Below are 14263 nucleotides of genomic sequence, written 5' to 3' on the forward strand. Positions count from 1 at the left end.
TATTATTTCCAGTAGTTTGATTTTAGAGATTCAGAATTACTTTATGGAAATAAAATGGCTCAGCTACGTACCACTTTACGTCGCTTTGTGCGAGGAGCGAAGTATTACTGGTGCAGCAAAGCGACTGAATTGTTCGAATGCGCATGTAAGTCGGCAACTTAAACAGCTTGAAGACATATTGTCGGTGCAGCTTATTCAGCGAACTACGCGCCAGTTTAATTTGACTTACGATGGTTTGCGGTTTTATCAGCAGGTAAAGCAACTGCTCGAAGGCGCTGAGCAGATCAATGAGCAAGTCATGGCAAACGAGATCGTATCGGGAAAATTGAGAATAGCGGCGTCCGCTTCTTTCGGAGCTGCGTTACTCAGCCAAACATTGATCGAGTTTCGATTGCAACATCCACAAGTGAGCGTCGAAGTGATCTTCACAGAGACACCTCTCGACTTGATTGAGGCTGGGTTTGATATCGCATTCTACTTTACCGATACTCCCCCAGAGGGATACGTCGGCCATCAGCTACGCACTTTACACTGTAAACCGATCGCTCATCGCTCGTATTTAGCTGATAAACCAAATGTAAGTACGCCAGAGGAGCTTGGTGACTTAGAGCACATCCTTTATAAAAGTCGTGACTTGGTGTTAGACAAGTGGACGTTTACGCATAAGCAAACTCAACAGCAGTGCAGAATTGAGTTAGAAAGTACGCTGAGTTTTAATCTTGTCCAGTCCATGTTGGATGCTACTTTGGCTGGCTGTGGTGTAGCCATGTTAGATGAATTTGCACTGGCTAAACTCGAACCTGCACAAAAAGAACAACTCGTGATCTTACTGCCAGAATGGCAAACGGATGCGATTTTGCCGCTTTATCTGCTTTACCCAAAACGTGAGCACTTACCAAGAAGAACGCGAGCGTTCATTGATCACTTTAGGAACATATATTCTGTCGGCGAATAGCGACAACAAACTTAGCAACAATTGAGGAAGCAAAGGAATGCGAAAACACTGTCACCAGTTTTCCTGATGCAGGCGTGTTGGTCAAAACAGGTAACGAAGAAAACATATTACGAGGGTGAGCTTCTTCAAATCAGCATTAAAGGCAATAACTACTGACCGGACACAGAAGAAGCTCATGGATTCAGCTAACTTACATTAAGTATCGTGCTTACAGCTCGTAACGTAGACCTAAGTGGTAGTAGCTTTCGTCTGCGTGCGCACCGCCAAACGAGACTTCTTGTCCATTGCTGTAGCCACGCGAGCCGTTACGATCAACGTAGTTTGTGTAGATAGAAGAACGAGGCGTCAGTTTGTATTGCACTTCTAGCGTTGTATCTTTCAGCTCTAGCTCGTCACCATCACTGTTTTCTAAAGAACGATAACCAGCACGCAGTACCCATTTGTCATTTACACTGTAAACCGCCGTTAGTTCCATCACTTTGTCGGTACTGGTTTGTGAGTAATAGCCCTCTAGTTCATCTTCCGAGTACAACGCACCCAACATCAAATCACCTAGGTAGTAACGCGTACCTGCGCCCCAGAATGTGTAATCGGTGTCGTTGCTTTCACGTGCATCACCTTTATTCTTCTGCATCGCTATCACTGGTGCCAAGGTACCCAAATTCCCCATGTCTAGCGTATAACGCAGTGCAGCGTTGTAACCGTAGTCGAGCTCAGAAGTGTTGTTTCCTAAAATGTACGCGACAGAAAAATCGACATTACCTAGGCTGTTTTGATATTGCAGCGTGCCATCTTGACGGAAAACTTGCGTCGCGGTTTTGTCGACTTTATTCGCTTGGCGCGCCATAGAAACATCGGAAGAGGCGAACACATCACCAATGTCGGTAAACATAATCAATCCAGATGCCACGCGACCACCAGTAATGCGACCATAATCTTTCGCATCAATACCTGCCCATACATAACGTGCGGTCAGAGACGGTTTGTCGTTTACTTGGTTTGCGTATTCAGCGGCACCCACTTGGTATTGCGCTTGGCCGATGATCGACGCGTACTCGTTGATGGTTTGTGAACCGTTTAAACCAATACGGCCATCAAACTCGCCATTTGCATCGCCATGCTCATCATTTTTACTGGTGACATTGAAACCAAGACGAGAGTAAATATTTAAAACTGACCCATCTTCCGCTTGATACAGCTGCGCTGCCATTGCGTTTGATGCCATCAATGTAGGGAGAAGTAGAGCCAAAATGTGCTTTTTCATGATTAACGACCTTTCATTTCTATTGTTTTAGGTACGACAAAGCCCCTTCCGAGTAACGGAATAAGAAAAATTGTCGTGAAGTAGAGAGAGGGTGCGCCCTTGTTTGCCAAGGACGCGAGCTAGTCCATTCCTATAGGGGAAGAATGATTTAGCTTAAATCGACGTCTTTGCAGCCAAAGAAGTAAGTCGCGAGGAAGCCGACGATGTAAGAGATAAGCAGGCCAGCAACAAACACCATCATGCCCGGGAAGATGCCATTTTCAGATGTCATGAGAGGAATCGCCACGATACCGGATGGGCCAAACACCGTATTAAGACCAACTGGTAAGCCAAGGTAAGAAACTAAACCGATAAAGAAGCCGCCCGCAGCACCACCAATACAAGCGGTAACGAATGGTTTTACACGTGGTAATGTCACGCCGTAAATCAATGGTTCGCCAATGCCTAGAAGACCCGGAATAATAGCGCCTTTAACTTGAGTGCGCAGTAGAGCGTCTTTTTTGGCTTTGAAATACAGCGCCATTGACGCGCCAACCTGACCGCCACCTGCCATCGCCAGGATAGGGAATAGTGAGTTAAAGCCCTGTGCTTCCATCAATGCGAAGTACACTGGAACAAAACCCTGGTGGATGCCAAATACCACAGAAATTAAGAACAAACCTGCCAAGATTGCAGCGCCTAATGGGTTATCGTTTAAGTTGAGGAACAACCAAGACATCCCTTTAAACAGCTCGCCGCCGATTGGCATGATGATCAAGAAGGTTACCGCACCCATGATCAATAGAGTGATAACGGACGTTAAGATCATGTCCAGATCATCAGGCATGTATTGACGAACCTTACGCTCGACTTGTGCACCGATGATCGCTGCCAAAAGTACGCCGATAATGTTGCCGCGCGGATCAATCGCAAAGCCGAAAAACTCGTTCATGCCAGAGTAAATGCCAGATGTTGCCTCTGGGTTGTAACCCAGCACAAACAAAGAGGCGAGAATGGCACCATTAACACCAGAGCCGCCAAACGCTTGCTGCGCGTTGTAACCAATCAGAATACTTAGGAAAGCAAAAAGACCCTTACCAAAGACTTTCATGTAGGCGATCAAATCTAGCATAAACTGGCTTGGTGTCTGGTCGAGAACAAACATTTGTTCCAATAACGTCGCAAAACCTAGCAACAAACCAGCGGCAATAAAGCCTGGGATCAACGGCGTAAAGATGGTAGCAAACTTGCTTAAAAAACGCTGAACCGCACTGGTTTGTTTGCTCTTCATCTGTTTTTTCTGCTCGGCTGCGACGGCAGAAAGATCTTGTTGCGGCATATCTGCTTCTTCACTGTCACCAGAGGTTAAGCTGTCGATCAGTTGATTCATCATCTCAGCCGCTTGTTGAGCTTTTCCAGGACCGAGAATGATCTGAAACTGCTCATCGCTTTCCACCACACCCATTACGCCGGGAATTTGCTTGATAACTGATTGATCAGCCAAGCCATTGTTGGCGAGCGATAAACGCAAACGCGTCATACAGTTACCACATTTGCTTACGTTGCTACTGCCACCCACTGCGGACAGCAACTGCGATACTGTGTTTGAAGTTATTTTTGCCATAGGGTCTATCCTTCAGAACTCGGATTATTTAATTATTATTTAGTGCTGCGCGAATAAAGCCGTTGTGCGCGGCGAGGCGTGATTTGGCTTGTTCGGCATCCAAATCGGCCAAAATCATTAAGATGGCGGTTTTGCAGTGGCGACCACAGGCATTTAATGCTCGCTCTGCTTCTTCTTTTGATGCGTCGGTTGCTTCCACAACAATGTTGGTTTGGCGTAGGATGAGCTTGGCGTTAGTGGCTTCTACATCCACCATTAAGTTGCCAAATACCTTACCGCTACGAATCATTGCGCCTGTCGTGAGCATGTTTAGCACCAGTTTTTGTGCGGTGCCGGCTTTCATTCGAGAAGATCCAGTGACAACCTCTGCGCCAACTATCGGCAGAATCGCGATGTCGGCCGCTTCTGCCATGGTACATTCTGGATTACAAGCGATAGATGCGGTCGTGGCTCCGATGGATTTAGCGTACTCCAAACCACCTAGCACATAAGGTGTACGGCCACTTGCAGCGATGCCTACAACCACGTCATTCTTGGAGAGGTGAAGTGCTTTTAAGTCGTCTTGGCCCATTTTCGCGTTGTCTTCTGCGTTTTCTACCGCTTTCAAAATCGCCTGATGTCCACCAGCAATTAAGCCAATCACCATATCTGGGTGCGTGCCGTAGGTAGGAGGACACTCGCTCGCATCAAGAATGCCTAAGCGACCTGACGTACCAGCTCCCATGTAAATTAAACGGCCACCATTTGCAAAAGCTTGGGTAATTGCGTCAACTGTCTCTGCAATTTGTGGTAGCACCGCTTTTAACGCGAGCGGGACTTTTTGATCCTCTTCATTAATGACTTGCAGCATCTCGATGGTCGAAAGCGTATCGATCTCGGCACTGGCTGGGTTACGGCTTTCTGTCACCAATCTGCTTAAATCAATTTTCATGTTTTGCACTCTTCGTAATGTTCAATCTGAGGGCGATTTTATGGAATAAAATATTCAGGTTTGGTGATAAAAATCACACTTGAGGTTATTCTTTATGCAGGAGAAATTTGGAATAATGAGAGAAAATATACGTCTATTACATCCGGGATTAACTGTCTTGGTTGGAATAATCAGGGGGTTAAATCAAACGCCTATTATTTCTGTTTTGGAATAATTTATTTAAAATTTTTGAGGTTTTTGTTGTGTCAGTTATCAATAGGATAGTAGCGAGGCGTACTCAGCTTTCGCAAAGCGGTCGTTTGGTTGGCGATTGGATTGTTGAAAACGCAGAAAAGGCGGCGCTGCTCACCAGCCAAGAACTTGCGGCGCAAGTAAAAGTGAGTCAATCGAGCATTGTGAAATTTACTCAGCGTATCGGCTTTAAAGGTTACAGCGAGTTTAAGTTAGCTCTGAATGAAGAGATTGGCCGTAAGCATGCGATGCAGTCGACACCGCTGCACAGTGATATTTTGGCTGACGACCCCATTGCGGTAATTTCACAGAAACTGGTGAAAGCGAAAACCGACGCTATGTTTCAAACTACCAATACGCTGTCTTACGAAGCGTGTCACCAAGCGGTGAAATGGTTGAGTGAAGCGCGTCGAGTGCAAGTGGTCGGGATTGGGGGCTCTGCACTGACCGCGAAGGATTTAAGCTTTAAACTGCTTAAACTTGGTATTACGGCGCTTTCTGAACAAGACAGCCACGTGCAGATTGCTGTTGCCCGCACGCTCTCTCCAGAAGATGTTCAGATCGCAATCTCGTTTTCGGGTGAGCGCAAAGAAATTCTCGTCGCGGCAGAAGCGGCAAAAGAGCAGGGCGCGAAGGTGATTGCGTTATCTGCGCCTGGAAGAAGTCGCTTGCGCGGTATTGCCGATATTACGTTTGATACGATTGCCAATGAAACGGAACATCGCAGCTCATCCATTGCTTCGCGTACCGCGCAAAACGTGATCACCGATTTGCTGTTTATCATCTTGGTTCAGCAAAGAGACGACAGTGCCCGTCAGTTGATCAGCGATATCAGTACCGACATCAAACAGATCCTCACATGATCGCTTGTTTAACAGCGGACTAGAGATCCGGATCGTGCCTCAGCAAAGCAATAAAAGCAGAGAGATGTTTTTCAATGGTGAGATCGGCAGAAATCGCTGGTAACTCCAACGTGATGCAAGGTAAATCACGTTCACTACACCAAGTGCCGAATGAGCCGGGTGTTTCGTAGTCGATATCGTCAACGATTGGCAGTTGGAACTGCTCGCCGAGCCATTTGGCAAGGTCGGAATGTTTGGGATCATCCACAAAAGCAAGCGGTTCATGAAACGACACCACAAACTTTGGCTTGCGCAGTTCAATCAAGTTAATTAATGCGCTAACTTCAGGCTCTAGTTGGTTTTTAGTGCCAGTTTTCACCTGTACGTCTCGAACGGGTGTGTGAGAGCTCCATCGATACACTGTGCCATGCTCAGTCCAATTTTGGGTTGGAAACGCGCGATTGAGATCCACTTGGTTTGCATTTGCGCGTGTGCCTAGTTGGTTGCCGTCAGGATTCATTGACAGAATCACATCATGTCGTAAGTTTTCAGCAGGCAAGCTTCTTAGCGCGCAGGACAAACCTGCAATCGAGGCCGTCTCGTCCCCGTGAGTGCCTGCCAAAATCAAACCTCGCGAAGCACTTTCGACTTGAGCCGGAAAATACAGTAATGGCGCACCAAGCACGGATTGACCGTATGATGTTGGCCGAATTAAAAATGCCGCTCTTTCCGTTCTTGGAATTAGACTCACCGTAATCTCCTGATTGATGAAGTAGTATCAATATCTAAGCTAATTACACCTAGCTAAACTGAACCGTTTAAACTCGTCAACGGTTGAAATGTTAATTGTGGAATTTGCTTCACAAGACTCGTTAGGAGAACGAAAAACGATATGGATTTTAAAAAACATTCAACGGCGTTGCTGATTTCCTCTTTATTCACCCCTTTTCTTGCTACATCAGTTGCTGCGGAGACCTTACCTAAAGGCATTCAACTTGCCGCAGAACAGCATTTAGTACGTGCGAATGACGCAGAGGCGGCGACGCTTGACCCAGCGAAAGCCGAAGGTCTGCCAGAAATGCATGTGATTCGTGACTTATTTGAAGGGCTTGTGATTCAAGATCGTGACGGAAACATCATTCCCGGTGTGGCAGAATCATGGGAAACCAAGGACAACCAAACTTTTACTTTTCACTTTCGCAAAGACGCGAAATGGTCGAATGGCGAGCCTGTGACAGCGGATGATTTTGTCTATTCACTGCGCCGAGCGGTAGATCCGAAGACCGCTTCTCCAAATGTTTGGTATCTCAAACTCACCAAGATCAAAAACATCGCCGATGTAGCAGAGGGCAAAAAGCCTTTGGACGATCTCGGTATCAAGGCAGTGGATAAATACACCCTACGTTTTGAGTTGGACAGTCAAGTGCCGTACTTTGTTGCTATGACTGGGCACACGTCCATGATGCCAGTGCATCAAGCGACAGTGGAAAACCGCGACAAGCCGTGGAGCGAACCAGACCAATTTGTTAGCAACGGTGCATTCACATTGGATAAGTGGGTCGTGAATGAACGCATTGAACTGGTTAAGAGTCCAAGTTACTGGGACAGCGCAGATACGCATCTAAACAGAGTGACTTACATTCCGTTTGAAAACCAAAACGCGTCGATCAATCGCTATGCGGCAGGAGAGCTGGATATCACGTCAGATGTGCCGACTCATATGGCGCAGAAGCTTAAACAAGATTACAAGCAGGCTTACACGGTGGTGCCATTATTGTGTACGTATTACTACGCGTTCAATACCACTCGTCCGCCATTTGATGATGTGCGAGTGCGTCAAGCGGTGTCGTACTCCATCATGCGCGATGTGATTACGAATGGTGTCACGCAAGTGGGCAACCTTCCTGCTTATACTTTTGCGCATCAGTACACCGCAGGGTTTGATGCGACGCCGCCTGAATACAGTAAGTGGAGTCAGCAACAACGTGACGAGAAAGCGCGTCAGTTGTTAAAAGAAGCGGGTTACAGCCAAGACAAGCCGCTCGATTTTAAATTGCTGTACAACACCAGTGAGGCAAACAAATCGATCGCGGTTGCGATAGCGTCGATGCTACAAAAAAATCTCGGTGCACACGTGGAGTTAGAAAACCAAGAGTGGAAGTCATACTTAGTGGCGCGTAAACAAGGCAATTTCGATGTGATGCGCGCTTCCTGGTGTGGTGATTACAATGAAGCGTCTACTTTCCTGAGCTTACTTCGCTCAGGTTCTTCGGGTAACTTTGCACGTTACAGCAATGAAGCGTACGACAACGCGATGAACAGTGCATTGGCCGCAACCGATGAGAAAGCGCGCCAAGGTTTCTATGATCAAGCCGAGCAATTGTTGGCGGCGGATATGCCAATCGCACCGATTTACTACTACATGCAAGCGCGTTTGGTTCGTCCTACGGTTGGCGGTTTTGCCAAGAACAACGTAGAAGGTCGTATCTACTCGAAAGACCTCTACATCAAGAAGTAGCGCTCAAAACAAGCGATAAATATGAAGCCCCGAAGATGTATCTTACGGGGCTTCTTTTTATTGTTAGCGAGTGGAGAGCTTGTTCACGAGCATAGCGACTCGTTTGCCAAGATACTCCGCTGTTGCAACATCAGAAGCATGCAACTGACCACCTTCATCACCTTGTGCAACAATACCACCTTGTACACCATAACGATTCAGGTTTTGCTCCCCAGAATTGCTGATCTTATCCAACCCGATCCACATCATGCCGTGTTGGTTAGCGAGCGTTTGTAGATATTGTAATGTGCAAGATTGGTCGCCATTCATTGCCCCACCACTGGTAAAGCCAGCCGCGATTTTGCTCGCCCATTTTTGGTAATACCAAGATTCACTGCTTGCATCTGCAAATGCTTTAAACTGCGCTGCTACACCGCCCATATAGGTCGGTGAGCCAAAGATAATCGCATCACACTCAGCAAGTTCATCCATTAGTTTAGGGTTCACAAAACGTCCCTCAATAATCTCACTGCCTTCAATTCGGTGAGAGAGGATTTCACATTCATCTTGCTGCTTAATGCCTTGTTGTTCAACACCTGCGGCAATCGCGCGAGCAAGCTGACCAGTAACGTCGGTTTTAGAGAAATAAATAATCGCAATTTTGGACACAATGGTTCCTTTTTTCATTGTTGATTTTTAATCGTGCGACTAAGGCTAAAACCTCAAGCTAAGTTGAGGTCAACACTAAAACTTAAAAAGAAGTGCATTAAAAAGCCGATGTAGATACATCGGCTTTTTAGTGGGTTATTTCTTTCTGCGAGTATAAATCCGAGATTTTGCTTTACTTGGCTCTGGCTTGTTTTTCGCCAGCTTTAGCACTGCTTTTTGCAAAATCTGGTTGTTTGGGTAAGTGATCAAGTTACCGTTGTCGTGCTTAATTAACACGTGAAACATACTGATTTCTTGAATCTCACCGCAGATGTCTTCATCTTTATCTACGACTTTAATTCGGTCACCCACTCGGTATGGGAAGACAAAAAAGATCAAAAAGCTGGCAGTGATGTTGCTCAGAATTGACCACTGCGCAATAAACGCCACACCTAATACGGCAAAAATGGACGATAGGAACAAAGACACATCGCCATAGCCAATACCTGTGGCAATGGCAAAAATAGAGGCGGTCAAAAATAGCAGAGCGACATTGAAACAGCGCTGAATAAAACTCAAACGAGCCTTTTTTACACCTTTCGTTGTTGCCAAATTTAGGATGGCTCGATTTACAATCCTCTTCAGGATGCGATACGCGATCAGGACAAAAATGCCCATCAATAGTTTGTAACCGAGGGAGCCCATAGTGAAATACTGGCTCACTTGCTCTAATTGGATCCAATCATTCATTTCTTCATCTCGACGATATCTAGAAAGCGGCTTTTATAGCTGATTTTTTGCTGTAAGTAATCACAATTTTTCTTTACACCATTTGTCTCTGTGTTGAGGTACCACAGAGTACTATATTGGTTAATCAAAGACTTAGTGAGCATTGCGAACTCTTTGGCTGTATTACTTATATTCAACCAAAGCTGACGTGATTTTGAAAAGAGCAATCTTTGAGCTGTATCCCATATCCGACATTCTATGACGCTAGTTCCTTATAAACGAGCTGAATATGACTTTTGTCCTGATAACCTAAGGTGTATTAATTGAAATAGCTTTTAGGGCGTTGAAAAATGGAAGAAGATGAAAAGGCGATTATGATTTTATTCGTGATTGTTGGCCTTGTACTCGTTTGGGTCGCGCTTGAAGAACTTAATTATCTCGGGCTCACAATAAAATAAGCCCCGTTAAACACAAGTTAAACGGGGCCCTTGTCTTTTATCAATGTGAATTCAGGCTAGCTAACCGCACGCACTTTGCCTTGTTTCAAATCGTTCAGCACTTGCGCTTTAGGGCCATCTGCGATGATGCTGCCTTTCTCCATCACAATTACGCGATCAACGATGTCGAGCATAGACGTTTTATGCGTAATCAGAATCAGCGTTTCACTAGGTTTCAACTGTGCTAATTGATGTTTAATGTGCATCTCTGAGCGATTATCCATCGCACTGGTTGGTTCATCCATGAGTAGAACAGGAGGACGACCCAAAAATGCACGAGCGATCGTGACTGCTTGACGTTGACCACCCGAAAGCATTGCACCACCTTCACCAACTTGGCGTTCTAAGCCCGCTGGGTCAGATTGCGTAAACGCAGTAACACCGGCACGATTCGCTGCGTCTAGTACGTCACGGTCATCGGTTAATGGGCGACCTAGCGTAATGTTGTCGCGGATAGAACCAAAGAACAGATTCGAATCTTGCGGCACACAACCAATATTACGGCGAATGTCGACATGATGCAGTTGTGCGATGTCGGTATCATCAATGCGAACATGACCTTCCGTCGGCTGATACAAGCCCATGATGAGACGCTCTAACGTGGTTTTACCCGAACCGATACGGCCTATGATCGCTACTTTTTCGCCTGGGTTAATGGTCAAGCTCAAATCTCGAATCGACGCCACCGGTGAGTCTGGGTAGTGGAAGGTCACGCGTTCAAGTTCAATTTTGCCTTGTACTATTGGACGGTGAATGTAACGTTTACCTTCTTCTTGTTCATCCGGCATTTCCATGACTTGATTGATAATTGTCATAGAAGACTTCGCTTGGTTGTAGCGCGTAGAGAGTAAGGATAACTGAACCAAAGGACCAATCGCGCGGCCGCTAAGCATGGTTGCGGCAATCAAACCGCCCATGGTTAAGTCGCCTTCTGCAATTAAGTAAACGCCTAGGATGATCATCCCTACGTTACTACTTTGCTGGACAAAACCTGCCGCGTTTTGAATGCTATCCGTAATTCGGCGGCTTTTTATATTCCAGTTCGCCATGTGCGCAACTGCCTCTTCCCAGCGGTATTGGAATTGGCTTTGCGCACTGAGCATTTTTACGGTTTCTAACCCAGCCAAGCTCTCTATCAAATTGGCATATTTTTGCGATGCTAGGCGTGAACCCTCCTCAATGGAGCGGCGCAGCGGCCCTTGTATCAGTAGCGAGTGAATAATCAAAATGACCACGCCCACCATCGGTACATACACAAGATCGCCAGCCATTAGCCATATAATCACTAAGAACAGAATGGCAAAAGGCAAATCAATGAGAGCACTGACGGTCGCTGAAGTAAAAAACTCTCGAATAGATTCGAATTCTTGTAAATGGCGAGCGAAGGCACCGACCGAAGGCGGCTTCGATTCCATTCTAATCCCCATCACTTTGCTGAACAGTTTGGATGAAATCAGAATGTCAGACTTCTTGCCCGCCACATCAATGAAGTAATTTCTCAGCGACTTGAGAATGAAGTCGAACAGGAACACGACAAAGATGCCACTTGCTAGTACCCATAGGGTTTCAAACGCAAGATTCGGAACCACTTTGTCGTACACCAAGCGAGTGAATAGCGGAGCGGCAACCGCAAAGAGGTTGATGAGAAGTGATGCGATTAAAACATCGCGGTAGATGCGTTTTGACTGCCACAAGGTTGACCAGAACCAGTGGCCTTCGTTGGTTTTGAGCACTTCGGGAGAGCGCTCATCGAAACGGAATTGCTTTTTAACTAAAAAGTACCGACCAGTGTATTGCTCAAGTAGGTCTTCTAATGGAATAGAGATCGGCACCATTCCACTTTCTAGGGTGGTGACTTCGGCCTCGCGTTTCTCCATATTGATGCTGTTGAGAACGCAAGAGTCACCGCCTTTAAGAACTAAGATTGCCGGCAGAATTAGGCTGGAGATGCTCTCCAGCTCTGCGCGGTTTTCCTTGGCAACCAATCCGGCCCTTTCCGCTGCTCTTGGTAGCAAAAATGGGGTCAGTTTACCGTCAGATAGCGGTAGTCCGTTGACTAGCGCTTCTGGCGAGTTAGCTAACCCATAGTAACGGCTAACGTAGATGAGCGAATTCAGTAAAGGGTCTTTCATCGTTGATAAACCTTTTTATTCCTTGTCGACGATGAATCCTTGGAATACCTCAACAAAATGTTCAGTGAGGAAATCCAACTGGATTTGAGTTTCGATACGCGATGCGATAGTCGTAATACCAAGGTTGTGGGCAGTACGAGAGATCGACGTTAGCGTGAATTTCTGTTTTTCGTCGTGCAAGTTGTGTGTGAATAGGTAATCGAGCTTCACATAGTTCGGGCGGAACTCTTGGATGTATTCCAAAGATTGGAAGTTACGTCCGTAGTTATCTACGCCGAACTCAGCACCTGATTGGCGAATGGCATTACATAACAGTGCTGTGTGGTGAGGCTGATCGATAAAGCATTCCTCTGGAATTTCAAAGTGTAGCTTAGAGGCCACTTTGGCATGTTTTTCCAGCATGCTAGTTGTCCAGCGAATAAACGATGGTTGAGATAAGCTGCTTTGCGCGATGTTAATCGCGACTGGGTCATTAAGTTCACCACTTTCTAGCATCTTAATCATTGATTCAATGACATACTGGTCAAAGATGTTGGTGGCGTCTAACTGTTCTAGTGCGAATAGGTATTGATTCGCACGATACGTTTCACCATCTTTTTCGATGCTTGAAAATACTTCGTTGTGGAATACTTTACCCCATGTGTTTTTCGCAGCTTGGAAACGGAATTTAACCCAATCACTATGAATGGCTTCTTCAACCAACGCTTTCCATTGCTGTTTACCCATCAAACTAGAAGGTGTATCACTGCCAATGAAGCCGTATGGCTTGTCTGGTTGCGCTTTGGCTTTCGATAGTGCGTTGTCCACCATCGAGAGGATTTCAGAACGCGTTTTCTGATCTTTGCTGTGTGCAACCCCTAGTGACGCTTTAGGTTTTGCTAAGCCTGTTGGGTCAGTATTTAGGCCGTTCACACAATTGACGATGCTGTCCGATAAAATGCGTAACTCGCTCTCATCCATATGAGGGAAAAGCAAGCCGAACTCATCACTAGACAAGCGAGCAATCGTGGCACCCGGTACATCAATGGTGTTTTTCAAACGTTGAGACAGTTCTTTAACGTGGGCATCTGCGCGTTGGTAATCTTTGGTCTCGTAAATGTCCCCAATGTATTCAGCATGGAGTAGCGCGATACCCCCTTGCGTTTGCTCTGCAAGCCATTGGTCAATTTGGTTGATGTAGAATGAGCGGTTACCCAATTTAGATATAGGGTCGAGGTAAGCCTGAGCACGCAGACGTTGCGCCTCTTTGGCTTGCTCTTTGAATGATAGCTCAATTTGAGCAGACATCATGTTAATGCCATCTACCACCGCGATAAGATCTTTGGTTCTTGGACGAGCAAGCGGTTCACCAAATTGGTTATTCGCGATTTCATGCATTTTATTTACGATGGCCGTTAATGGTTTTAGCGAGCGACGTAGGATGTATGAAATTGCCACTAAACCAGCTAGAAAAATGACACTGAATACAGACAGCAAGCCAATAAAACCTTGCCAGAGCTGCTCGTAAGCTGCGCCTGGGTGGCTAATGATTTCTACTTCGGCGAGCTGCATCCAACCACTGGTCACAACACGCTTATCGTGAATCGCTTTAAATAGATTCATGTCGATAAACCATTGTGGCACCGTACTTGGTTTAACTGGGTAGGTACGCACGATCTGGTAGTCAGAATCTAATGCTGTAAGGCGAACAACTGAGTAGGTGCTGCCGTCAAACAGAGCATTAATCACGGACTCAACCGCGACTTTATCTTTGTCCTTTAGGTAAGGAGCCAATGCCAAACCTACGGTGTTAATAGTGTTGTTGACCTCTGAACGTTGCTGTTGCTCCAAGCTGTCTCGAGTCGTGTTGAATTGGATTACGAATACTGATGCCAACAAGAGTATAAAGACCGTAACCATCCCCACCACAAGCTTCTTATATAGGGTCATGTTTC

11 protein-coding genes are annotated in these 14263 nt (G+C 46.1%); 3 read left to right on the forward strand and 8 right to left on the reverse strand.

The window, feature by feature from the left end:
- Positions 1 to 43 precede the first annotated feature (43 nt).
- Positions 44 to 955 (forward strand): LysR family transcriptional regulator, encoded by a 912-nt coding sequence (locus tag R7093_RS05870; RefSeq protein WP_193284808.1) that lies wholly within the window; start codon positions 44 to 46, stop codon positions 953 to 955.
- A gap of 208 nt (positions 956 to 1163) precedes the next feature.
- Here R7093_RS05870 and R7093_RS05875 read toward each other — a convergent pair whose 3' ends face one another.
- The 3 genes from R7093_RS05875 to murQ all read right to left on the reverse strand — a co-directional run bounded on the left by R7093_RS05875 (position 1164) and on the right by murQ (position 4753).
- The gene (locus R7093_RS05875) at positions 1164 to 2219 is read right to left on the reverse strand and encodes a porin (RefSeq protein ID WP_033907247.1); all 1056 of its coding nucleotides are present in this window, start codon (positions 2217 to 2219) and stop codon (positions 1164 to 1166) included.
- A 148-nt stretch (positions 2220 to 2367) separates the two neighbouring features.
- Positions 2368 to 3822: a PTS N-acetylmuramic acid transporter subunit IIBC gene (gene murP, locus R7093_RS05880; protein WP_025500819.1), complete on the reverse strand. Its 1455-nt coding sequence runs from the start codon at positions 3820 to 3822 to the stop codon at positions 2368 to 2370.
- Positions 3823 to 3850: 28 nt separating this feature from the next.
- A complete protein-coding gene (gene murQ, locus R7093_RS05885; RefSeq protein ID WP_136976775.1) occupies positions 3851 to 4753 on the reverse strand; it encodes an N-acetylmuramic acid 6-phosphate etherase in 903 nt (300 codons plus the stop codon).
- 242 nt (positions 4754 to 4995) lie between these two features.
- Here murQ and R7093_RS05890 point away from each other — a divergent pair, with 242 nt between their 5' ends.
- Positions 4996 to 5847 carry an SIS domain-containing protein gene (locus R7093_RS05890; RefSeq protein ID WP_005383578.1) on the forward strand — a complete coding sequence of 284 codons (852 nt, stop codon included), beginning with the start codon at positions 4996 to 4998 and terminating at the stop codon, positions 5845 to 5847.
- A 19-nt stretch (positions 5848 to 5866) separates the two neighbouring features.
- Here the strand turns inward: R7093_RS05890 and mpaA are convergent, their stop codons facing one another.
- Positions 5867 to 6577: a murein tripeptide amidase MpaA gene (gene mpaA, locus R7093_RS05895; protein WP_033907251.1), complete on the reverse strand. Its 711-nt coding sequence runs from the start codon at positions 6575 to 6577 to the stop codon at positions 5867 to 5869.
- Positions 6578 to 6718: 141 nt separating this feature from the next.
- On the opposite strand from mpaA, the gene R7093_RS05900 reads away from it, so the two are divergent.
- Positions 6719 to 8344 (forward strand): ABC transporter substrate-binding protein, encoded by a 1626-nt coding sequence (locus tag R7093_RS05900; protein WP_054576528.1) that lies wholly within the window; start codon positions 6719 to 6721, stop codon positions 8342 to 8344.
- Positions 8345 to 8407: 63 nt separating this feature from the next.
- On the opposite strand, the gene R7093_RS05905 is transcribed toward R7093_RS05900, so the two are convergent.
- The 4 genes from R7093_RS05905 to R7093_RS05920 all read right to left on the reverse strand — a co-directional run bounded on the left by R7093_RS05905 (position 8408) and on the right by R7093_RS05920 (position 14258).
- Entirely contained in the window at positions 8408 to 8992 is a 585-nt protein-coding gene (locus tag R7093_RS05905; RefSeq protein WP_054576529.1) for a flavodoxin family protein, read from the reverse strand.
- Positions 8993 to 9127: 135 nt separating this feature from the next.
- The gene (locus R7093_RS05910; RefSeq protein ID WP_258658510.1) at positions 9128 to 9721 is read right to left on the reverse strand and encodes a mechanosensitive ion channel family protein; all 594 of its coding nucleotides are present in this window, start codon (positions 9719 to 9721) and stop codon (positions 9128 to 9130) included.
- Positions 9722 to 10214: 493 nt separating this feature from the next.
- Entirely contained in the window at positions 10215 to 12329 is a 2115-nt protein-coding gene (locus R7093_RS05915; RefSeq protein WP_005374556.1) for a type I secretion system permease/ATPase, read from the reverse strand.
- A 15-nt stretch (positions 12330 to 12344) separates the two neighbouring features.
- The gene (locus R7093_RS05920; RefSeq protein WP_005383568.1) at positions 12345 to 14258 is read right to left on the reverse strand and encodes an EAL domain-containing protein; all 1914 of its coding nucleotides are present in this window, start codon (positions 14256 to 14258) and stop codon (positions 12345 to 12347) included.
- Positions 14259 to 14263: the final 5 nt, after the last annotated feature.

The organism is Vibrio sp. 1580 (assembly GCF_033340055.1).